The sequence below is a fragment of the Bradyrhizobium japonicum USDA 6 genome, from assembly GCF_000284375.1.
Taxonomy (GTDB): domain Bacteria; phylum Pseudomonadota; class Alphaproteobacteria; order Rhizobiales; family Xanthobacteraceae; genus Bradyrhizobium; species Bradyrhizobium japonicum.
Map to the genome: position 1 here is coordinate 2,541,875 of NC_017249.1, position 20,012 is coordinate 2,561,886.

At 65.6% G+C, this 20,012-nt stretch carries 18 protein-coding genes; 13 read left to right on the top strand and 5 right to left on the bottom strand.

What is annotated here, in order from left to right:
* Positions 1–11: 11 nt before the first annotated feature.
* From BJ6T_RS11895 to soxC, 3 genes are all read right to left on the bottom strand, one after another.
* Positions 12–413, bottom strand: coding sequence for a DUF302 domain-containing protein (locus tag BJ6T_RS11895; protein WP_374762633.1), 402 nt, complete (start codon positions 411–413; stop codon positions 12–14).
* A gap of 76 nt (positions 414–489) precedes the next feature.
* Entirely contained in the window at positions 490–1,038 is a 549-nt protein-coding gene (locus BJ6T_RS11900; protein WP_014492605.1) for a c-type cytochrome, read from the bottom strand.
* Positions 1,025–2,296, bottom strand: coding sequence for a sulfite dehydrogenase (gene soxC, locus BJ6T_RS11905; protein ID WP_014492606.1), 1,272 nt, complete (start codon positions 2,294–2,296; stop codon positions 1,025–1,027). Before soxC ends, BJ6T_RS11900 begins: the two co-directional genes overlap by 14 nt.
* Positions 2,297–2,516: 220 nt before the next feature.
* On the opposite strand from soxC, the gene BJ6T_RS11910 reads away from it, so the two are divergent.
* Complete coding sequence (locus tag BJ6T_RS11910; RefSeq protein WP_014492607.1) at positions 2,517–3,494, top strand: AraC family transcriptional regulator; 978 nt, start codon at positions 2,517–2,519, stop codon at positions 3,492–3,494.
* Here the strand turns inward: BJ6T_RS11910 and BJ6T_RS11915 are convergent.
* Entirely contained in the window at positions 3,457–5,244 is a 1,788-nt protein-coding gene (locus BJ6T_RS11915; RefSeq protein ID WP_014492608.1) for a peptide ABC transporter substrate-binding protein, read from the bottom strand. The genes BJ6T_RS11910 and BJ6T_RS11915 overlap by 38 nt on opposite strands.
* Before the next feature lie 263 nt (positions 5,245–5,507).
* Here BJ6T_RS11915 and BJ6T_RS11920 point away from each other — a divergent pair, with 263 nt between their 5' ends.
* Positions 5,508–6,065 (top strand): hypothetical protein, encoded by a 558-nt coding sequence (locus BJ6T_RS11920; protein WP_028170608.1) that lies wholly within the window; start codon positions 5,508–5,510, stop codon positions 6,063–6,065.
* 58 nt (positions 6,066–6,123) lie between these two features.
* On the opposite strand, the gene BJ6T_RS11925 is transcribed toward BJ6T_RS11920, so the two are convergent.
* Positions 6,124–6,702, bottom strand: a complete 579-nt coding sequence (locus tag BJ6T_RS11925; protein ID WP_014492610.1) for a TetR family transcriptional regulator — start codon at positions 6,700–6,702, stop codon at positions 6,124–6,126.
* A gap of 143 nt (positions 6,703–6,845) precedes the next feature.
* Between BJ6T_RS11925 and BJ6T_RS11930 the strand changes: the two genes are divergently transcribed.
* The 11 genes from BJ6T_RS11930 to BJ6T_RS11980 all read left to right on the top strand — a co-directional run bounded on the left by BJ6T_RS11930 (position 6,846) and on the right by BJ6T_RS11980 (position 20,011).
* Positions 6,846–8,291, top strand: a complete 1,446-nt coding sequence (locus BJ6T_RS11930) for an MATE family efflux transporter (RefSeq protein WP_014492611.1) — start codon at positions 6,846–6,848, stop codon at positions 8,289–8,291.
* Positions 8,292–8,494: 203 nt separating this feature from the next.
* Positions 8,495–9,289 (top strand): MetQ/NlpA family ABC transporter substrate-binding protein, encoded by a 795-nt coding sequence (locus BJ6T_RS11935; RefSeq protein WP_028170609.1) that lies wholly within the window; start codon positions 8,495–8,497, stop codon positions 9,287–9,289.
* 124 nt (positions 9,290–9,413) lie between these two features.
* Positions 9,414–10,448 carry a putative FMN-dependent luciferase-like monooxygenase gene (locus tag BJ6T_RS11940; protein ID WP_014492613.1) on the top strand — a complete coding sequence of 345 codons (1,035 nt, stop codon included), beginning with the start codon at positions 9,414–9,416 and terminating at the stop codon, positions 10,446–10,448.
* A 37-nt stretch (positions 10,449–10,485) separates the two neighbouring features.
* Positions 10,486–11,109 (top strand): CMD domain protein, encoded by a 624-nt coding sequence (locus BJ6T_RS11945; RefSeq protein ID WP_014492614.1) that lies wholly within the window; start codon positions 10,486–10,488, stop codon positions 11,107–11,109.
* 12 nt (positions 11,110–11,121) lie between these two features.
* On the top strand, positions 11,122–11,706 hold the full coding sequence (locus BJ6T_RS11950) for an alkylhydroperoxidase domain protein (protein WP_014492615.1): 585 nt from the start codon (positions 11,122–11,124) through the stop codon (positions 11,704–11,706).
* A 59-nt stretch (positions 11,707–11,765) separates the two neighbouring features.
* Positions 11,766–12,923, top strand: coding sequence for an ABC transporter substrate-binding protein (locus BJ6T_RS11955; RefSeq protein ID WP_014492616.1), 1,158 nt, complete (start codon positions 11,766–11,768; stop codon positions 12,921–12,923).
* Between the two features lie 56 nt (positions 12,924–12,979).
* A complete protein-coding gene (locus BJ6T_RS11960) occupies positions 12,980–14,803 on the top strand; it encodes an ABC transporter permease (protein WP_014492617.1) in 1,824 nt (607 codons plus the stop codon).
* A complete protein-coding gene (locus tag BJ6T_RS11965) occupies positions 14,803–15,651 on the top strand; it encodes an ABC transporter ATP-binding protein (protein WP_014492618.1) in 849 nt (282 codons plus the stop codon). The genes BJ6T_RS11960 and BJ6T_RS11965 overlap by 1 nt, the downstream gene beginning before the upstream one ends.
* Positions 15,648–16,388, top strand: coding sequence for an ABC transporter ATP-binding protein (locus tag BJ6T_RS11970; protein WP_014492619.1), 741 nt, complete (start codon positions 15,648–15,650; stop codon positions 16,386–16,388). Before BJ6T_RS11965 ends, BJ6T_RS11970 begins: the two co-directional genes overlap by 4 nt.
* Positions 16,389–16,641: 253 nt before the next feature.
* A complete protein-coding gene (locus BJ6T_RS11975; RefSeq protein ID WP_014492620.1) occupies positions 16,642–17,715 on the top strand; it encodes a HoxN/HupN/NixA family nickel/cobalt transporter in 1,074 nt (357 codons plus the stop codon).
* Entirely contained in the window at positions 17,696–20,011 is a 2,316-nt protein-coding gene (locus BJ6T_RS11980; RefSeq protein WP_014492621.1) for a TonB-dependent receptor, read from the top strand. Before BJ6T_RS11975 ends, BJ6T_RS11980 begins: the two co-directional genes overlap by 20 nt.
* Position 20,012 lies beyond the last annotated feature (1 nt).

The window sequence follows — 20,012 nt, forward strand, 5'->3', positions numbered from 1 at the left end:
TCGCGCCGCGCTTACGGTGCGGTGGCCTTGGTCGCGATCGCATGCAGCGCGGCGGTCATCGCGCCGATGGCGGTCCCGGCCGGCTCGCCGACGCCGTGACGGCCGGCGAGATAGGCCGGATCGTTGTAGGACAGCCAGGTCGCGCCTTGCTCGTCCTGCCAGACCAGCGCCTTCAGCGGCAGGTCGATGCCGATGGTCTGGGCCTGCTGCATCAACGGCGTGCCGCCCTTGGCGTTGCCGAAGATGAGGAGATCGGTCGGCCGCAGGTTCATGCCGACGGCGGCAGCGCCCGCGGCGTGATCGACATGGGCAAACACGGTGAAGCCCTTGGCCTTCACCTCGGTCTCGAGCCGCGTCATCGTATCCTGCGGGCCAAAACTGCTCTTGATGGTGATGAGTCCGTCTGTAGCCATTGCCTGCGTCTCCCAGAAACATGTCGCGACCAGCGCGAATATCCCGATCAGCGTGAAGAGCCTCATGATCTCAGGCTCACTTCTTGCGGAATAATCGCGCCGGGTCGAATTCCGGCTCCGGAATGAAGCCGTCGCGATTGGGCATCCTGATTTTCGGCAAGGACTCCTTGTCGACCTTGCCGTCGGCGGGAACGATGCCGTTGAGGCTCAATATGTAGGCAGTGACGGCATAGGTCTCGTCGGTGCTGAGCGAGCCCGGCGTCGGATATGGCATCGCGCGGTGAATGTAGTCGAACAAGGTCGTCGCATAGGGCCAGAAGCTGCCGACGGTCTTGACCGGCATGTTGGAGGCGAGCGTGCCCTGTCCGCCGGCGAGACGATCCTTGATGCCGCCCTGACCGTTGTCGCCATGACAGGCCGCGCAATTGTCGGCGAAGATCTGCTTGCCTTGCGCCGCCGTGCCGCTGCCGTCGGGCAGGCCCTTGCCGTCGGGGCCGACGTCGATGTCCCACAGCTTGATGTCCTGCGGCGTTGCCGGACGGCCGAAATCGAACGCCAGGGCGGGCGCGGCGAGCAGGCCGGCGGTGAGGATGCCGGCGAGAAACAGCTTGTCATGCGAGGACATTGCGGACCCTCCCGGCTTCGTCGATGCTCCAGGTCTGCTGGGCGTTGTAGTGAAACAGCGCGTTGGTCCCCATCGCAGCGATGAAGGACTGCCGGTCCGGCTGAACGTTGCCCTGGTCGTCGGTCGAACGGCTCACGATTTTTGTCGGCTTGCCGTCCCACACCCAATCCATCTGGAAGCGCACCTGCGCCTTGGACAACACCGGCTGGCTCAATTGCGCGGGCTTCCACGTCTTGGCGCCGTCGGTGGAGATCTCGACCTTCGCGATCTTGCCATGCCCGCTCCAGGCAAGACCCGAGATGCGGTTATAGCCGGGCTGAATCTGCATCATGCCCGATGGTTGCGTGATGACGGAGTTGGTTTCCATCCGCAGCTGGAACTGCCGCGCCTTGCCGTTCGCAAGCAGCTGGGTGTAGCGCGCCGTCTCCCAGCGCGTCATCCAGGGCTCGGTGCCGAACTTGAGGCGGCGCAGCCATTTGATGTTGAGGTTGCCTTCGAAGCCCGGCATCACCAGCCGCATCGGAAAACCGTGTGCAGGCCGCAGCGGCTCGCCGTTCTGGCCGTAGGCGACGAGAGCCTCGTTCACGATCTCGTCGGTGAGGGGAATGCTGCGATCGACGCCCGCGCCGTCGCCGCCCTCCGCCAGCATCCAGTTCGAGCCCTTGTCCCTGCCGACGAGGTCGATCAGGAATTTGAGCGGAACGCCGGTCCATTCATTGGTGCTGACCAGACCATGCGTGTTCTGGACCGTCACGTCAGGATCGGCCTTCTTCCAGTTCTCCCAGCCGTTGCCGGTGCATTCGATGAACACGACGCGCGTGACCGACGGCATCCGCTTCAGATCGTCGACGCTGAACACCAGCGGCTTCTGGACCATGCCATGGATGAGCAGCCGGTGCTGCGCGGGATCGATATCGGGCACGCCTGAATGGCTGCGCTCGTAATGCAGATCGGTCGGCGTGATGTTGCCGACGAGCTTCTGATGCGGCGTCTTGGAATTGATGGCATCGCCGGGATCGACGTTGCGCTTGCCCGGCGTGGCCTCGGGAATGCGATCGAGCTTTGCAAACCGGGAGCGTTCGCTGTGCGCGCTGAGATCGGCGCCAGGCCCTCGATCGGGGACGTCGGCGAGCGTCTCGGCGCCCGCTGCCTCGGACGCCACAGCGCCAAGGATGCCCGCCGACAGGCCTCCCACGAAGCCGCGGCGCGACACATTCGCAGGCCGTGGCAACAACTCGATTGGCGTCTTGGACGTCATATGATCTCCCCTCGATGACCCGTTTTTTGAAATCCCTGCCGCCTTCGTGCCGTGACATTGACCGAACACCGTGAGGATTGCTCGTTAGGATGTGTTAAAAGCCATGAGCACTGGTCCGCTCATGTGCGGGACGGCCCGCTCGTACGGTAGATGCGCTTGGCCGCTCCGTGGAATGGCCGGGCGGCTCGGAGACATGTCCGGGCGGATCAAGGGGAGACGGATGTCGGAGGCGGACGCAGCGGAATTGTTGAAGGCGATGGTGCCGCTGTTCAGGATCCGTCCAATATTCGAGGATTCCTGCAAGTTCGGCGGCAGCTGGGAGTCGCTACACGCGCCGAACGGCAAGGGATGGGCGCAATTCCACATGGTCACGCGCGGCGCTTGCGTGGTCGAGCGGCCGGGCCTGGGCCCGCAGCGGCTGGAAGCCGGCGACATCCTTCTCCTGCCGCACGGCGACAGTCACGCGGTTCGCAGCCGGACGGGTGGTGCTGTCGGGCGTGTTACGACCGAGGTCCGCAATGGGGTCCGCCAGCGCGCAACGGTCGAGGCCGAGGTCGATACCGAACTGCTGTGCGGCCGTTTCCTGTTCGAGACGTCGGATGAAAATCCGCTGATCGCCGCGCTTCCCGACGAGATCGTCCTGCGCACGGCGGAGGAGCCGCTGCTGGAACGGTTTCGGCGCCTGCTGATCGACATCCGCGAAGAGCTCGACGCTGGACGGGTTGGATCGGAGGTGGTCGCGGCCGACCTCGCGAGAGCGCTGTTCGTGATGATGCTCCGCGATCATCTTTCCGACGATGCCTCCGGCAACGGGACGGTGTCGCTGTTGCGCGACCGCATGACGGCCCGGGTCGTGTCGGCGATCCTCAATGATCTCGCCCGGGACTGGACGCTCGACGACATGGCGGCGGTGGCGATTGCCTCGCGCGCGACGTTGGTGCGCGCCTTTCAAAAGCGCGCGGGGGTCGCGCCCATGACGTTCCTGTCCGATCTGAGATTGACGGTCGCCCGCAAGCGGCTGGCCGGCACCTCCGATCCGATCGCCAAGATCGCCGGCGAGGTCGGCTATGCGTCCGAAGGCGCGCTGAGCAAAGCCATCATGCGCAGATACGGCATGCGACCCGGCGCTTTGAGGGAGCCGGGTCCTCGCGCGCCCGTTGTCAGACCCGATACCAGCTCCCCAGATTCCAGGTCGTGACGTCCCAGCCCGAGATGTCGGCCATGAGGCTATTGACGCCTGCGCCGACGATGTTGCGGGAAAGCAGCGGCACCAGAATATTGGCTTCGCAGAAGATCTCGTTGACCTTGATCAGGAGCGCGGCGCGCTTGACCGGATCGAGCTCCTGCTGCGCGGTCTTGTAGGCCTTGTCGGCCTCGGGATCGGACCAGCGCGAGATGTTTCGGCCGAGCCACTTGTTCTCCTTGTTGGCGATCTCCCAGGAGACGCACTGGTTCAAGAACCGCTCCGGATCGGGCTGCGGCTGCGTCGTGTTGTACATCTCCATGTCGCAATAGAGCTTCGAGTAGGTGTCGGGGTTGCCGACATCAGACGAGAAGAACACCGATGCGGTCACCGACTTCAGCTCGATGTCGATGCCGGCCTTCTGGCAGGCCTGCTTGATGATGGCCTGCGTCTTCTGGCGCGGAGCGTTGATCGAGGTCTGGAAGACGTATTTGAGCTTCTTGCCGTCCTTCTCGCGGATGCCGTCCGCGCCCCGCTTCCAGCCGGCGTCGTCGAGAATTTTGTTCGCCTTGTCGACGTCGAATGCGTAGGTCAGCTTGCCCGACTTGAACTGCTGGGGCTGGTTGACGAAGCTTGCCGTGGCGATGCCGCCGCGACCGTAGATGAATTTCTGGATCGCCTCGCGATCGATCAGGAGGTTGAACGCCTGGCGGACGACCGGATCGGACAGCGTCGGGTGCTTGGTCTTGACGCTGGAGCGCTCGCCGTCGACTTCGGTCCAGGGGTCCGTCGTGTTGAGGATGATGAACTCGACGTTGCCGGACGGCGTGATGTCGACCCTGCCTTTGCCGCTGGCCTCCATGCGCTTGAGGACCTCCTCCTCCACCAGCAGGTTCCAGGCATAGTCGTACTCGCCGGTCTGGAGCACGGTGCGCGCCGCGGAGACCGCGTCGCCGCCGCCCTTGACCTCGATCGTGTCGAAATGCGGCTGGTTCTTGACGTGATAGTCGGGGTTGCGTTCGGCCCGGATCAGGTCGCCCGGCTTGAACTCGACGAATTTGTACGGGCCGGTGCCGACCGGCTTCAGATTGCCCGGCGCCTCGCGCGACTTCGCGCCGGCATAGTCGCCGAAATGGTGCTTCGGCAGGATCTGGCCGACCGAGCCGACGAAGGGGTCGGCCCAGAACGGGGTGGGGGCCTTGAACAGCACCTTGACGGTGTGGTCGTCGATCTTCTCGACGGTGATGTCCTTGTAGGATCCCGTGCTGTATGCGGCGGTCGCGAGGTCCGCCGCATAGGCCCAGGTGAAGACGACGTCGTCGGCGGTGAAGGGCTTGCCGTCATGCCACTTCACGCCCTGCTTCAGCTTCCAGATGACGCTCATGCCGTCGGCCGCGAGGCTGCCGTTCGCCTTGGTCGGAATCTCGGCGGCGAGGCAGGGGATGAGGTTGCCGTCCTTGTCCCAGCCGGCCAGCGGCTCGAAGAAGATGCGCGAAGCCACCTGATCCTTGGTGCCGATCGCGAAATGCGGATTGAGCAGGGTGGGGGCCTGCCACAGCAGGATCTTGAGCGGGCCGCCGCCGCCGGCCTTGGTCGGCTTGTATTGCAGTGTGGCATCCGCCATCGCGACGTCGTTCCAGAGCAGGATCTGGCTCGCGACCGGCGCGGCGATCCCGGCCGCAGCCATGGTCCGGATGAACGAGCGTCGCGACAGCGTGCCTTGCTTCACCTCCGCGATGGACTTGCGAATCTCGTCTGCGTTCATCGAATGACCTCCACCTCGAAGAAAAATCGTCGCCGCCACCCCATCATGTTGCATCGTGTGCGAGGCGGCAATGCCGGCGAGGCCGCAAGGCCCTGCGACGAAATGGCGAACGTGGAGATGGGCAGCTTCTGCCGGGACATAGTTGCCGGCGTGAAGGGTATGCCGACTGGATTTCGCGATAAGCCCTTGATGGCAATGAAGCTCTTATCTGGCACGCGCATTGCACGCAAAGCGTGCGTTGGCAATGACAGTGGAGTACGGGTATGAGCGTCGGCAGCATGAGCAGCATCGGTGGCGGAAGCGCGGCGGGGTCGCCTTCATCCACCAGCCAGTCGAAATCCGCCGATTCACAAGACGGCGCCTCGATGTTCTCGTCGCTGCTGGAGAGCGGCACGCCCTACGACGAGGTCAAGGTGAGCCTGCCGAACGGCATGTCGATCGGCATCGTCCATTTCGGTGGCGGCGGCTTCGACAGCAGCGCGCTCAAGTCCATCGAGGATTTCGTGCAGCAGCTCGCAAGCCAGCAGATATCTGGTGATCCGGCATCCAGCGCCGACCAGTCGCAGAACGGCGACACGCCCGACGCCGTCGGGATCGACAAGGTTCATGTCGATCTTCCGAATGGAATCTCGTTCGAGGTGCTGCATTCCTCCGGCGGCCAGGCCACGGACAGCGACGCCGTCCTGAAGGAGCTCACCGAGGCCGCCGAAGAGCTTGCCGAATCGCTGTCGCACTATTCGCCGGCCTCGGCCGCAGCTTCCGCTTATGCCTCGCAAGCAAGTTCGTCCGGCCGCAACAGCCAGCTCGACGCGAGGAGCTGAGCAACACGCAGGCCGCCCCGGGCTACGATGATCCGGCGCGAACGGAGGGGCGAATGCATCAGCGCCCCTTCGCAAGCGCCAGCGCAGCATCCACCGCGTTCTCGAGAATCTCCTCCGACAATTGCCTGTCGCTCACTGCGCGCGACAATTGCAGTGCGCCGACCATGGTGGCGTAGGCCGCGATGGCGCGGCGGCGCCGCTCCGCCGGCGTGCCCTCAGGCATTTGCGCTGCCATCAGCGCGAGGATGTCGGAGATCTTGCCGGTGAAGGCCTCGCGCGTCGCCTTCGGATGCCGCGCGATCTCGGAGACGAGGGCCGCGGTCGGGCAACCGGTCGCCGCGCGATCGCGATGCCTGGGCGAGAGATAATCGCGGATCACGGTCTCGAGCGCGACGCCGTTTTCGAGATTGTCCTTGTGCCGCTGCTCGCGCCGCTCCAGCGCGTCACACAGCACCGCGCGCACCAGATCCTCCTTGGAGGCGAAGTGCGTATAGAAGGCGCCGTTGGTCAGGCCCGCCTCCGCCATGATGCCGGCGAGGCCGACCGCGGCGATGCCGTTCTCGCGGAACTGCGTCGATGCGACATCGAGAATGTGTCGCCGCGTCGTGTCCCTGTGTCCCTTGTCGTAGCGCGCCAATTCCGCCTCCTGCGAACCCGCCGCCCCCTATGCCACAAAATCGTGAGGTCTGTCCTATTGCATTACGGTCATAATAATACATTATGAGTATAATGCAATGGGCGGCCGACCGGGCGGTCCGAGGGAACCACAGGATCGAACCCATGTCCGTCGATGATGCCGCCGCGCCGGCCTTGTCCGCCGCGCCATTCGTGGCCCACACCACGGCGCCGCTTCGCCAGGCGGTTACGCCCGCCCCAAGCGCCGCTGAGCAAAGGCGCGCCGCGCTCCTGACCGCGCCGATCTTGCCCACGCTGCTCAAGCTCGCGCTGCCGACCGTGACCGTCCTCGTCGCGCAGACCGCGGTCAACATCGCGGAGGCCTATTATGTCGGCTATCTCGGCACCGATGCGCTCGCCGGTGCCGCGCTGGTGTTCCCGATCTTCATGCTGATGACCATGATGTCGAACGGAGGCTTCGGCTCCGGCGTTGCGTCCTCGGTGGCGCGCGCGGTCGGTGCTGGCCGCCGCGCCGACGCCGAGGCGGCGCTGTTTCATGCCGTGGTGCTCGCGATCATTGCCGGCGGCGCGTTCACGCTCGGCGTCGTCCTCGGTGGCCCGCATCTGTATCGCGCCCTCGGCGGCACCGACGGTGCGCTTGCCGCCGCCACCACCTATTCCAACTATCTGTTCGCCGGCGCCATCCCGGTGTGGATCGTGAACCTTCAGGCGGCCGCGCTGCGTGGCGCCGGCAACGTCAAGGTGCCGGCCCTGGTGACGCTGGTCGGCGCCATCGTGACCATTCCGGTCTCGCCGGCGCTGATCTTCGGATTCGGGCCGATCCCTCGGCTCGGCATCGGCGGCGCCGGCATAGCCTTCGGCCTCTATTACGGCGCGGCGATGCTGTTCCTGCTGCGCTACATGTCGACGGGCGCGACCGGCTTGAAGCTGCACATCGTGCCGTTGCGCGCAAAGATCTTCGGCGACATGCTGAAGGTCGGTGTCCCCACCGCGCTCAACGCGGTGCTGACCAACCTCACCGTCATTCTCGTCACCGGCGCAGTCGGGCTGTTCGGCACCTCCGCGCTCGCCGGCTACGGCATCGCCTCGCGGCTGGACTACATCATGATTCCGCTGCTGTTCGGCATCAGCACGGCGACGCTGACCATGGTCGGCGTCAACATGGGCGCAGGCCAGACCGTACGGGCACGAAAGATCGGCTGGATCAGCGGCGTGGTCGGCATGATCATGACCGGCACGATCGGCTTGCTGGTTGCGATCTTCCCGACAGCCTGGCTGCACCTCTTCAGCCATGACGCGGACGTCGTCAGCGAGGGCATGACCTATTTGCGCATCGTCGCGCCGGCCTATGCCGCGCTCGGCTTCGGTTTTGTCAGTTCGTTCGCGGTGCAAGGCACCGGCCGAGCGATGGGGCCGCTCGCTTCGTCCTTCGCGCGCATCCTGATCGCGGCCGGCGGCGGCTGGATCGCGGTGGCGAGTTTTGGCGCGGGCATGGCGGGTCTCGCCACCATGGTCACGCTGTCGCTAGCCGCCTATGCCGCGATCTGTGTCCTGATCATGCTATCACCGTGGACGTGGCGCTCCGAGTAAACGGGCGCACCGGATGCCGGCAATTCTCGCTCTCCGGGCGCCGCTGCGCGGTGATGCGCGTCACGCTTGCGCGGGCGCATTCGTTCCCCACATGAGGGCGAACGGAGAAGCGTTGTCCGCGTCAGTCGACAAATATGGATTTCCATTTCATTGATTTCGCCCGGCGGAGAAGCGAATACGGTTCCAATCATTTTCGTTGAGTGATGGAGACCAAGATGTCGTTTCGCCTCCCCCTGATCCTTGCAACCGCGCTTGCCATATGGTCGGCCGCAGCAACCGCCGAGACCATCAAGATCGGTGTGACGCCGGGCCCGCATGCGCAGATCTTCGAGGCGGTGAAGCCGATCGCCGCCAAGCAGGGTCTCGACATCCAGCTGATCGAGTTCTCCGATTACGTCGTGCCGAATGCCGCGCTCGATGCCGGTGAGATCCAGGCCAATTCGTTCCAGAACCAGCCTTATCTCGACAACCAGAAGGCCGACCGCGGCTACAAGATCGAATCCGTCGGGCTGACCGTGAACTTCCCGATCGGTGTCTATTCGAAGAAGCACAAGGCCTTCGCCGACATCCCTGAAGGCGGCAAGGTCTCGATCCCGAACGATCCGACCAATGGCGGCCGCGTGCTGCTGCTGCTGCGCGACAAGGGCGTGATCAAGCTGAAGGACGGCACGGGCTTCAAGCCGACGGTGCTCGACGTCACCGAGAATCCCAAGAAGCTGAAATTCATCGAGGTCGATGCGGCGCAGGCGCCGCGCGCGCTCGACGATGTCGATGCGGCCGCGATCAACACCAATTATGCAACCCAGGCGGGCCTCGATCCCGTCAAGGATCCGATCCTGCGCGAGGACCCGAAGGGCCCCTACGTCAACCTGATCGCGGTACGTGCCGCCGACAAGGACAAGCCCTGGGTCAAGATCCTCGTGGACAGCTACCACACGCCCGAGGTGAAGGAGTTCGTCCTGACCAAGTTCAAGGGCGCGGTGCTGCCGAGCTGGTAGGCAATCTGCCTAGCCAAGGTCCAGCGCGAGGGGCGATCCGGCGGGCAGCCTTGCGCAATGCCCGCTTGTCTGGAGCTGCGGCAACCGACATCATCGGGGCCCATCCTCGCCCGACAGGGGTCGTATGAAACGCTTTGCAAACCTGAAACGACTGGGGTTCTTCACACGGCTCCTCGATGAAGCCCCGCCCGCGGAGCGCTACCGCTTCGCCGCCGAGCAGATCGTGCGCGCGGAGGAAGCGGGCCTCGATTCCGCGTGGATCGCGCAGCATCATTTCCACGAGCGCGAGGGCGGCCTGCCGTCGCCCTTCACCTTCCTCGGTTACGTCGCGGCCCAAACCTCGCGCATCCGTCTCGGCACCGGCATCGTCACGCTGCCGCTGGAGAACGCGGTGCGGGTGGCGGAAGATGCCGCCGTCCTCGATCTCCTCTGCAACGGCCGCTTCGAGCTCGGCGTCGGCACCGGCGGCAATCCGTCGGCCTTTGCCGCCTTCGGCCTCGACAGTGCCCAGCGCAACGAGATCTTTGCCCGCAATCTGGACGTGGTTCGCAACGCCCTGGTCGGCAAGCCGCTCACCGGCGGCGATACGCTCTATCCGCAGCGGCCCCAATTGGACAAGCGGATCTGGCAGGCGACGTTCTCGGTCGCGGGCGGAGCGCGTGCCGGTAAAGCGGGCGATGGCTTGCTGCTGTCGCGCACCCAGCCGCGGACCAAGGAGGCGCCGAAGGCTACGCTCGCCGAGATCCAGAACCCGGTCATCGATGCCTATCTCGAAGCGCTGCCGCCGGGATGCGAGCCGCGGATCATGGCCTCGCGCAGCGTCTTCGTCGCCGACGACCGGACCGAGGCGATGCGCCTTGCCGACATCGGGCTGCGGCGCGCGCTGCCGCAGTTCCTCAAGGGCGGTCACGCCAGGCCGGGCGAGACGCTGGAGGAGATGATCACCGCATTCGACACGCATGTCGGCGCGGCCGACGACGTCATCGCCTCGCTCCGCGCCGACGCCACGCTGGAGCGGGTGACCGACCTCGTCTTCCAGGCGCATTCAGTGGACGCGCCGCATCCCCATATCCTGCGCTCGATTGAGCTTGTCGCGGACAAGGTCGCGCCGGCGCTGGGCTGGACCCGGACGGCGGCTGACGTGGCTCTGGCGGGCTGATCGGAGTGAACATGATCGCGTTGCACGAGGCTCAATGATGGCTACGAAAGATATCATCGACACGCTCGCCGGGATCGAACCGGGCACGGCTCTGGATGGCATTCGCGCACGCCGCCTGCAGGCGCGCGAGAACGCGCAGAAGAGTTATCTCTCGCTGTTCGAGCCGATCGACGCCGGCGATTTTTCGCTCGTGGAGCGCGCCGCAGTCGCGCTCTTCGTGATCGGCCTTCACCGCGAGCCCAATGTGGCCGCCTTTTACCGGGGAAAGCTCGCGGCGACCGCCGATGGTGCGCGCCTGGCCAAGGCGATCGAGCTCGAAATCGGGCGCGGCGAGACGTCAGGCCCGTACGGTGCGTATCCGGCCGGACCGCTGTCAGTCGAGAACACGGCGGGCCTGATCTATCGCGTGAACGCCGAGGGCAAGTCCGTCCTTGGTGCCAGGCTCGCCGCGGCGCTGGAGCATGCGCATCTGCTGGTGTTCCGCCCGCGCGATGCCGCGTCCGGCGACATGAAGGCGCTGCTGGCCGCCGGCTGGTCCGACACCGGCATCGTCACCTTCTCTCAGCTCGTCGCGTTCCTGTCGTTCCAGGTGCGCGTCGTCACGGGCCTGCGCGTGCTCGGCGCCTCGCTGGGCACTGCAAGCGCTGCGGCCGGCGCGTAAGGAGACTGCATCATGAGCGCTGCAAACAACGTCAATCCGCCCGTCGTCTTCACCCAGGACGAGCTCGGCTGGGTGTCGTGGATCGACCCGCTGCCCGAGGCCGAATTGACCGAGCGGCATTTCGCGGGCCTGGTCGATCGCTCCCGTGCCAAGTCCGAATACTTCCGCCTTCTCGTGCGTGATCCCGAGGTGCTGGAAGCCCGCACCAAGACCGACAAGGACATCTTCTACAACGTCGCCGATGGCCTGCCGCGCGCCGAGCGTGAGCTCGCGGCTGCTGCGACCTCGCGCTACAATGGCTGCATCTACTGCGCGTCGGTGCATGCGCGTTTCGCCAGCACCTATTCCAAGCGCCGCGACGACGTGCAGCGGCTGCTTGACGAAGGCGTCAAGGCCGACCTCGGCGAGCGCTGGAATGCGGTGGTCAAGGCCTCGGTGGCGCTGGCCGCGACGCCGATCGCTTTCGGGCCTGAGAATATCGCGGAGCTGCGCCGCGCCGGCCTCGACGATGCCGAGATCGTCGACGTCATCAACGGCGCCTCGTTCTTCAACTGGGCGAACCGGCTGATGCTGTCGCTCGGTGAGCCCTCGAAATAGGCTATCTCACCGGCACAAGAATTGCTGCTTGTTTCAACGCTATCTGGATGGAGCCGTGCATGAGCAACATCGATCGTCGTACCCTGGTCAAGGGCTCGCTTGCCGCCATGATGGCGGGAGCGGCCGGTTCGCGCGGCGCCTTCGCGCAATCCGCCGAGCCGATCCTGCTCGGCGTCAGCGGCCCTCTGACCGGGCCGAACGCGCAATATGGCACGCAGTGGAAGCAGGGCTTCGATCTCGCGCTCGACGAGATCCAGGCGGCCGGCGGCATCAACGGCCGCAAGCTCGCCTACAATTTCGAGGACAGCCAGAGCGATCCGCGCCAGTCGGTGGCGATCGCGCAGAAATTCGTCTCGGATCCCCGCATCGTCCTGGAGCTCGGCGACTTCTCCAGTCCCGCCTTGATGGCGGCCTCGCCGATCTATCAGCGCGCGGGCCTGGTGCAGTTCGGCTTCACCAATTCGCACCCTGACTTCACCAAGGGTGGCGACTTCATGTGGAGCACCTCGGTCAGCCAGGCCGACGAGCAGCCGCTGCTGGCGTCCTATGCGGTGAGGCGCCTCGGCCTGAAGAAGCTCGCGGTGCTGCACCTCAACACCGATTGGGGCCGCACCAGCCGCGACTATTTCGTCAACGCTGCCAAGGAATACGGCGCCGAGATCGCGGTCACCGAGGGCTACATCGCGGAGGAGCGCGACTTCCGCTCCACGCTGGTACGCGTGCGCGATGCCAATCCGGACGGGCTGATCCTGATCTCCTACTACTCCGACGGCGCGCTGATCGCGCGTCAGGCGCGACAGGTCGGGCTGAAGCAGGTGATCTGCGCGGCAAGCTCGGTCTACTCGCCGAAGTTCCTGGAGCTCGGCGGCGAGGCGGTCGAGGAGGTTCACGTCGGCACGCGCTACTTCCCGGAAGACCCGCGGCCCGAGGTGCAGAAATTCATCGCCGGCTTCAAGAAGAAGTACAACGGGCTCGAGCCCGACGCGTTCAACGCTTACGCCTACGATGCGATGAACATGGCGGCTGCCGTGGTGAAGATCGGCGGCAACGACCGCAAGGCGATCCGCGACGCCTTCACCAAGGTCAAGGACGTCCCGAGCGTCATCTTCGGCGCCGCGACGTTCGACGTCGCGACCCGTCGCGTCAAGGGCGCCATGAACGCCGAGCTCGTCGTGCGCAAGGGCCAGTTCGCGCTCTGGGACGGCAAGCCGACCTGACCTGATGGCCGGAGCGGGGGCTCCGGCCGCTTTCCTCTCTACGCGGTGATATCAGCGTGTCTTCCTGGCTCGACTACACGATCAACGGGCTGATCGTCGGCAATGTCTACGCCCTCGTTGCGGTCGGGCTTGCGCTGATCTTTGGCGTCAGCCGGCTGATCAACTTTGCCCAGGGCTCGATCTATCTCGTCGGCGCCTATATCGGCTGGGTCGCGGTGGTGCAGCTGCATACGCCGCTGCCGCTGACCATCATCGTGGTGGCGGTGGCGGCCGCGATCGTCGGACTGATCATCGAACGGTTCGGCTTGCGTCCGCTCCAGAATTCGGTGCGCATCGCGCCGCTGCTCGCGACCATCGGCATCAGCTTCGTGCTCGATCAGCTGGTGATGCTGACGTTCTCGCCGAACCCGCGCGCGCTGCCGAGCCAGCTGCCTGACGTGCGCTTCCAGGTCGGCGGCGGCACGATCGGACCTCTTGATCTGCTCATCGCTGGCGTCGGCCTTACCAGCGCGCTGCTGCTGTTCGTGTTCCTGCGCTACAGCAAGCTCGGCTGGGCCGTGCGCGCCACTGCGCAGGACCGCGACGCGGCGATGCAGATGGGCGTGGACGTCAACCGGGTCAATCAGGCCGTGTTCGGCATTGCGGCGGCGCTCGGCGGTGTCTCCGGCCTGCTGGTCGGCATGTACTACAACCAGATCGACACCGCGATGAGCCTGCAGGCGACGCTGAAGAGCGTCGTTGCGGAAGTGGTCGGTGGTGCCGGCAACGTGCCGGGCGCCGTGATCGGCAGCTTGTTGCTCGGACTGGTCGAGAGCTATGGCGTCGCCGTGTTCGGCACCAGCTACCGCAATCTGTTCGCGTTCCTGCTGCTGGTCGTCGTGCTCGTGCTGCGTCCGAACGGCCTGTTCGCCAGCGCGCGGCAGGCGCCACCCGAGCCGCTCACCGGCACTTTCATTGCGCCGAGCCGCCCGGTGCGGATTCCGCGTTGGGTGCTGCTGGTCGCCGCCGGCGTGTTCGCGATCCTGCCGTTCTTCCCGGTGTCCTTCTACGTGCTCCAGACCCTGATCAACGCCTGGCTGCTCGGCATGCTCGCGCTCAGCCTGACGCTGGTTGCGGGCACGGTGGGACAGGTCTCGCTCGGACATGCCGCGCTGCTCGCGATCGGCGCCTACACCTCAGCGCTGCTGTCGCTGAATTTCTCCGTCCCGGTCGGCCTCGCCATCATCGCCGGCGGCCTGATGAGTGCTGCGCTCGGCACCGCATTGATCTCGCCGTCGTTCCGCCTGCGCGGGCATTACGTGTCGATCGCGACGCTCGCCATCGGCGAGATCGTGTCGCTGGTGATCCTGAACTGGGAGAGCGTCACGCGCGGCCCGATCGGCATCTCCGGCATCCCGCCGCTGTCCCTGTTCGGCTACGATTTGATCAGCCCGACCTCGATCTACTGGTTCAGCTTCATCGTGATGGTCGTGCTGGCGCTGCTGCAGGGCCGGTTGCTCGGCTCGCATCTCGGCCGCAGTTTTCGCGCCATCCGAGACGACGACATCGCCGCGCGCGCCTATGGCCTCAGCCTGAACCGCTACAAGTCGCTGGCCTTCATCTTCGGCGGCTTCGCGGCTGGCGTCAGCGGCGGCATCGCCGCCCATCTCTATTCCTACATCAACCACGAGACCTTCAACACGCAGCAATCCATCCTGGCGCTGACGGTCGTCATCCTCGGCGGCCTTGGCAACGTCGTCGGCGCCATCGTCGGGGCGGTCGCGCTGGTCGGCCTGCCGGAGGTGTTCCGGATCGCAGCGGAGTATCGCATCCTGATCTACGGCATCGTGCTGCTGCTGCTGGTGCGGTTCAGGCCGCAGGGCCTGTTGGGGACGATATGATGGCGGAGCAGCACACGCCCATGCTGTCCCTGCGCGGGCTGACACGCCATTTCGGCGGCCTGACCGCGGTGGATGCCATCGATCTCGATCTCGCCAAAGGCGAGCTCATCAGCATCATCGGCCCGAACGGGGCCGGCAAGACGACGCTGTTCAATCTCGTGACCGGGCTCGATCGGCCCGATGCCGGCAATGTCGGCTTCGAAGGTCAGGACATCACGGGTCTGTCGCCGGAGCGGCTCGCGGCCGGAGGCATCGCGCGCACCTTCCAGCTCGGCCGCGTCTTCGGCAATCTCAGCGTCATGGACAACGTCCTGATCGGCGCGCACACGCGGTTGCGCGCGGTGAGACCCGCGGTGCCGGTGATCGGCCCGCTGCTGGAGTTGGGGCTGGCGCTGTTGCGTCCGGCCAGCGTCAGGGACGAAGAGGAACGGCTGCGCGAGGAGGTGAAGGCCATTCTCGCACGCTTCGGCGAGCGGCTGCTGCCGCGGATCGACCAGCCCGCCTATAGCCTGTCCTACGCCAATCGCCGCCGCGTCGAGATCGCGCGCGCGCTCGCGCTGAAGCCGCGCCTGTTGCTGCTCGACGAGCCGACCGCCGGCATGAACCCGACCGAGACCGCGGAGATGCAGGGCCTGGTCGCCGAGCTGAAGGCCGAGGGGCTGACCATCCTCCTGATCGAGCACAAGTTGGAGATGGTGATGCGCCTCTCCGACCGCGTCATCGTCATGGACGAGGGCAAGAAGATAGCGGAAGGGCCAGGTGAAGTGGTGCGTGGCGATCCCAAGGTGATCGAGGCCTATCTCGGCCACGGCCTGTCGGAAACGCCGGAGCGGGAGAGCGTGGCATGACGAGGGGCGCATCCGAGCCGCTGCTGGCGCTCTCGAACGTCAACACCTTCTACGGCCAGGCCCAGGTGCATTTCGACCTGTCGATCACGGTCGGCCGCGGCCATATCGTCTGCCTGCTCGGCGGCAATGCCAGCGGCAAGTCGACCACGATGAAGATCATTTTGGGCCTGGTGAAACCACGCTCGGGTGACGTGACCTTCGACGGCGCCTCGCTGCTCGGGCTCACCACGCCGCAGATCGTCCGCCGTGGTATCGCCTCCGTGCCGGAGGCGCGGCGGCTGTTCGCGGACATGAGCGTGCGCGAAAACATCCTGATGGGGGCCTTCGTGCGCAACGACCGCGATGCGGTGGCGCAGGATCTCGACAAGATGCTGACGCTGTTCCCGAAGCTTGGGCAGCGGCTGTCGCAGCGTGCCGGTTCGCTCTCCGGCGGCGAGCAGCAGATGGTCGCAATGGCGCGCGCGCTGATGAGCCGTCCGAGGATGATCGTGATGGACGAGCCGACCATGGGCCTGTCGCCGCTCTATGTCGACCGCGTGCTGGACTTGATCCGCGCGATCAACCAGGAAGGCGTGTCGGTCTTCATGGTCGAGCAGAACGCCAGCCTCGCGCTCGAGATCGCGCACGAGGCCTATGTACTCCAGACCGGCAAGATCGTGCTCTCAGGCCCGGCGCGGGCGCTGAAGGACGATCCTCGTGTGCGGGATGCCTATCTCGGTGGTTCCGAGGCCGCGTAGCACCATCTCGGCCTGATGGTTCACCCTGGCGATGCAGAGCATCGTCCGGACGCCCGCTGCGCGGGCTCCTCACCATGAGGGTCTGCTCGCAACGTGGCCGCGAATCCAGGCCTCATCCTGAGGAGCCCGCGCAACGGGCGTCTCGAAGGATGGTTACAAGCATTCCTGCAAAGCGGCCCCCTGGAATTGCATTGGTTAGTATGATCATTGTATGAAAAGATCATACCGCTGGCGCGATGGGCGCGCGGACGGAATGATTGTCGTGACGAAATGGTCCTTGCGGGCGGTCGAGCCCGCCACCGTGCTGCTGTTCGGCGGGCTCATCGCCGCCAACGTCGCCGCATGGGTCTGGGCTTTCGCGGCGTTCGGCGACCGGCCGACGGTGATGGCGACCGCGCTGCTGGCCTGGGTGTTCGGCCTCCGCCATGCCGTCGACGCCGACCACATCGCCGCCATCGACAATGTCGTGCGCAAGCTGATCCATGCGGGCGGTACGCCGCGCAGCGTCGGCCTCTATTTCGCCCTCGGCCATTCCACCGTGGTCGTGGTCGCGACCATGCTGCTGGCACTCGGCGTGGTGAGCCTCGGCGGCGACAGCCTGCTCAGGGATATCGGCGGCGTCATCGGCACATCGGTGTCGGCGCTGTTCCTGCTTGTGATCGCGGCCATCAATCTCGCCATCTTCGTCGGCCTGTGGCGGACGTTCCGCATCGTGCGCGCGCAGGGCATCCACGACGCAGCGGAGCTCGACGCGCTGCCGGCGAGCCGTAGCTTCCTGGCGCGCCTGCTCGGCCCCATGTTCCGCCTGGTGACAAAGCCCTGGCACATGCTCCCGCTCGGGTTCCTGTTCGGGCTCGGCTTCGACACCGCGACCGAGATCGGCCTGCTCAGCATCTCCGCGACCGAAGCCACGCGCGGCGCTTCGCTCGTCGACGTCATGGTCTTTCCCGCGCTGTTCGCGTCGGGCATGGCGCTGGTCGACACCGCCGATTCGGCGCTGATGGTCAGCGCCTATCGCTGGGCCTTCGTCGATCCCCTGCGAAAGCTCTGGTACAACCTCACCATCACCGGCGCCTCCGTCGCGGTGGCGCTGTTGATCGGCGGCATCGAGGCACTCGGCCTGATCGCCGACCGGCTTGGTCTAACCGGCGGCGTGTGGACGCTGGTCGACGGCCTCAACGAGTCGCTCGCCAATGTCGGCTTCGCCGTGATCGCGCTGTTTGCGATCGCCTGGCTCGTTTCGGTCCTGCTCTACCGCCGCATGTTCGCGAGCAGCCCTTCACGCGCGGATGTGCTTCGAGGCGCCGATGCCACCAAGCCGGCCTGAGCCTGGCCGGCGCCGCGGCGCGCTGACGGCACTCTCGGCCTTCGTCCTTCTCGCGAATGGCGGCGGCGCCCTTGCGCAGAGCAGTGGCGCCTCGCGCGAACTGCCGCCGGTCGAGGTATCCGGTGACGAGGCGCCGCATCGCAAGAAGCCGCCTGCGGCGCGGCCAGCCAGTAAACCCGTTCAGCCCAACGACCGCATCGTCGTCTCTCCGGCAGCAACGCAAGCGTCGGACGCCCGCAGCGTCGCCTCGGGTGCAAAGGCCCAGCCCAGCATGGCCAGCGAGATCACCATCTCCGGCGAGGAGATCAACGCGCGCCCTTTCGCGCGGCCGGGCGAGGCGCTCGAAGCGGTGCCGGGGCTGATCGTGACCCAGCATTCCGGCGAGGGCAAAGCCAACCAGTATTTTCTGCGCGGCTATAATCTCGACCACGGCACCGACCTTGCGATCTATGTCGACGACGTCCCGGTCAACATGCGCACCCACGCGCACGGCCAAGGCTATGCCGATCTCAACTGGTTGATCCCGGAAACCATCAGCGCGATGGACGTGCGCAAGGGACCGTACTTCGCCGACGAGAGCGATTTTGCCTCCGTCGGCAGCGTGCGCATCGGCCTGATCGACCGCACCGAAAAGGGCCTTGCGCAGGTCACCGCGGGCAGCTTTGGTTATCGCCGCCTGCTCGGCATGGATTCGGCAAAGCTCGGCGACGGGGCGCTGCTGGTCGCCGGTGAGCTCGGTACCTATGACGGCCCGTGGGACAATCCGGATAACGTCCGCAAGCTCAACGGCTTCGTGCGCTACAGCCAGGGCACCGCGATCGATGGCGTGTCCGTCACCGGCATGGCTTACGCGAACAAATGGAATTCGACCGACCAGGCGCCGCTGCGCGCGATCACGGGCGGCTTCCTCGACCGGTTCGGCTCGGAAGACCCAAGCGACGGTGGCAACACCAATCGTTTCGCGCTGTCAGGCCGCGTCGCGCAGAGCGACGATCTCGGCGCGTGGAAGGCCAACGCCTACGTCGTGAAGAGCCAGCTCGACCTCTTCAACAACTTCACCTATTTCCTCAACGATCCCGTGCTCGGCGACCAGTTCCACCAGCACGACGACCGCCTGATGGCCGGCGCCAACATCTCGCGCACGCTGAACGGATCGTTCGCCGGCCTGCCGATGCAGACCACGATCGGCCTGCAATCGCGCTATGATTCGATCGATCTGGCGCTGAGCAACACGTTCCAGCGCGGCTTCCTGTCCAACATCCGCAGCGACAAGGTCGGCGAGGGCAGTGTCGGCGTCTATGCCGAGAACACCGTGCGCTGGACCGACTGGCTGAAGACTATTGTCGGCTGGCGCAGCGACTATTACGCGGCCAATGTCACCTCACTGTTCAATTCCAACAATTCCGGCCGCACTGACGCCGCGCTCGGCAGCCCGAAATTCAGGATGGTGCTCGGCCCGTTCAACCAGACCGAATTCTTCCTCGGTGCCGGCTACGGCATGCACTCCAACGACGCGCGTGGCGCTACCACGACCGAAGACCCCAGCGATCCCGCCACGAGACTTACGCCGTCACCGCTGCTCGTGCGCACCCGTGGCGCCGAAGTCGGCGTCCGCACCAGGATCATTCCAAGCCTCGATAGCTCGTTCAGCGTCTTCATTCTCGATCAGGATTCCGAGATCCTGTTCTCGGGCGATGCCGGTGATACCGAAGCGACGCGCGCCAGCCGCCGCTATGGTTTCGAATGGACCAACCACTACCGGCCGCGATCGTGGATCGACATCGATGCCGATCTCGCCATGACGCATGCGCGCTTCCGCGGCACTGACAGCGAGCAGGCGGAGGTCTACGCCTCGCTCGCGGGCTATCCCGAGGCGCAGATCGGCAACGCGCCCGGCAACTACATTCCGAACGCGCCGGCGATGGTGGCATCAGCCGGCATCACGCTCGGCGAGAAGACCGGCTGGTTCGGGGCTTTGCGCTGGCGCTATCTGGCGTCGAGCCCGCTGACGGAAGACAATGCGTTCCGCTCGTCCGCGACCAGCATCTTCAACGGCCGCCTCGGCTATCGCATCGACAATGGTTGGCGCATCCAGCTCGACGTGCTCAATCTCTTCAACACGCAGGCAAACCAGATCACTTATGCCTACGGTTCGCTGCTCAAGACCGACACGCTCTATAATCTCTGCACCGGCGGCGTCGCGCCGACGGCGGTCTGCCAGAACGGCGTGATGGATTACGTGCTGCACCCGGTCGAGCCGCTGACCTTTCGCCTGACTGTCGCCGGGACGTTCTAGA

Bases quoted from the DNA above. Each gene is read 5' to 3' on its own strand.
- soxC (WP_014492606.1), bottom strand. From the start codon at position 2,296: ATGACGTCCAAGACGCCAATCGAGTTGTTGCCACGGCCTGCGAATGTG.
- BJ6T_RS11920 (WP_028170608.1), top strand. From the start codon at position 5,508: ATGAGCGTCGGCAGCATGAGCAGCATCGGTGGCGGAAGCGCGGCGGGG.
- BJ6T_RS11970 (WP_014492619.1), top strand. From the start codon at position 15,648: ATGACGAGGGGCGCATCCGAGCCGCTGCTGGCGCTCTCGAACGTCAAC.
- BJ6T_RS11915 (WP_014492608.1), bottom strand. From the start codon at position 5,244: ATGAACGCAGACGAGATTCGCAAGTCCATCGCGGAGGTGAAGCAAGGC.
- BJ6T_RS11900 (WP_014492605.1), bottom strand. From the start codon at position 1,038: ATGTCCTCGCATGACAAGCTGTTTCTCGCCGGCATCCTCACCGCCGGC.
- BJ6T_RS11980 (WP_014492621.1), top strand. From the start codon at position 17,696: ATGCCACCAAGCCGGCCTGAGCCTGGCCGGCGCCGCGGCGCGCTGACG.
- BJ6T_RS11935 (WP_028170609.1), top strand. From the start codon at position 8,495: ATGGAGACCAAGATGTCGTTTCGCCTCCCCCTGATCCTTGCAACCGCG.
- BJ6T_RS11965 (WP_014492618.1), top strand. From the start codon at position 14,803: ATGGCGGAGCAGCACACGCCCATGCTGTCCCTGCGCGGGCTGACACGC.
- BJ6T_RS11950 (WP_014492615.1), top strand. From the start codon at position 11,122: ATGAGCGCTGCAAACAACGTCAATCCGCCCGTCGTCTTCACCCAGGAC.
- BJ6T_RS11955 (WP_014492616.1), top strand. From the start codon at position 11,766: ATGAGCAACATCGATCGTCGTACCCTGGTCAAGGGCTCGCTTGCCGCC.
- BJ6T_RS11945 (WP_014492614.1), top strand. From the start codon at position 10,486: ATGGCTACGAAAGATATCATCGACACGCTCGCCGGGATCGAACCGGGC.
- BJ6T_RS11910 (WP_014492607.1), top strand. From the start codon at position 2,517: ATGTCGGAGGCGGACGCAGCGGAATTGTTGAAGGCGATGGTGCCGCTG.
- BJ6T_RS11975 (WP_014492620.1), top strand. From the start codon at position 16,642: ATGATTGTCGTGACGAAATGGTCCTTGCGGGCGGTCGAGCCCGCCACC.
- BJ6T_RS11930 (WP_014492611.1), top strand. From the start codon at position 6,846: ATGTCCGTCGATGATGCCGCCGCGCCGGCCTTGTCCGCCGCGCCATTC.
- BJ6T_RS11940 (WP_014492613.1), top strand. From the start codon at position 9,414: ATGAAACGCTTTGCAAACCTGAAACGACTGGGGTTCTTCACACGGCTC.
- BJ6T_RS11895 (WP_374762633.1), bottom strand. From the start codon at position 413: ATGGCTACAGACGGACTCATCACCATCAAGAGCAGTTTTGGCCCGCAG.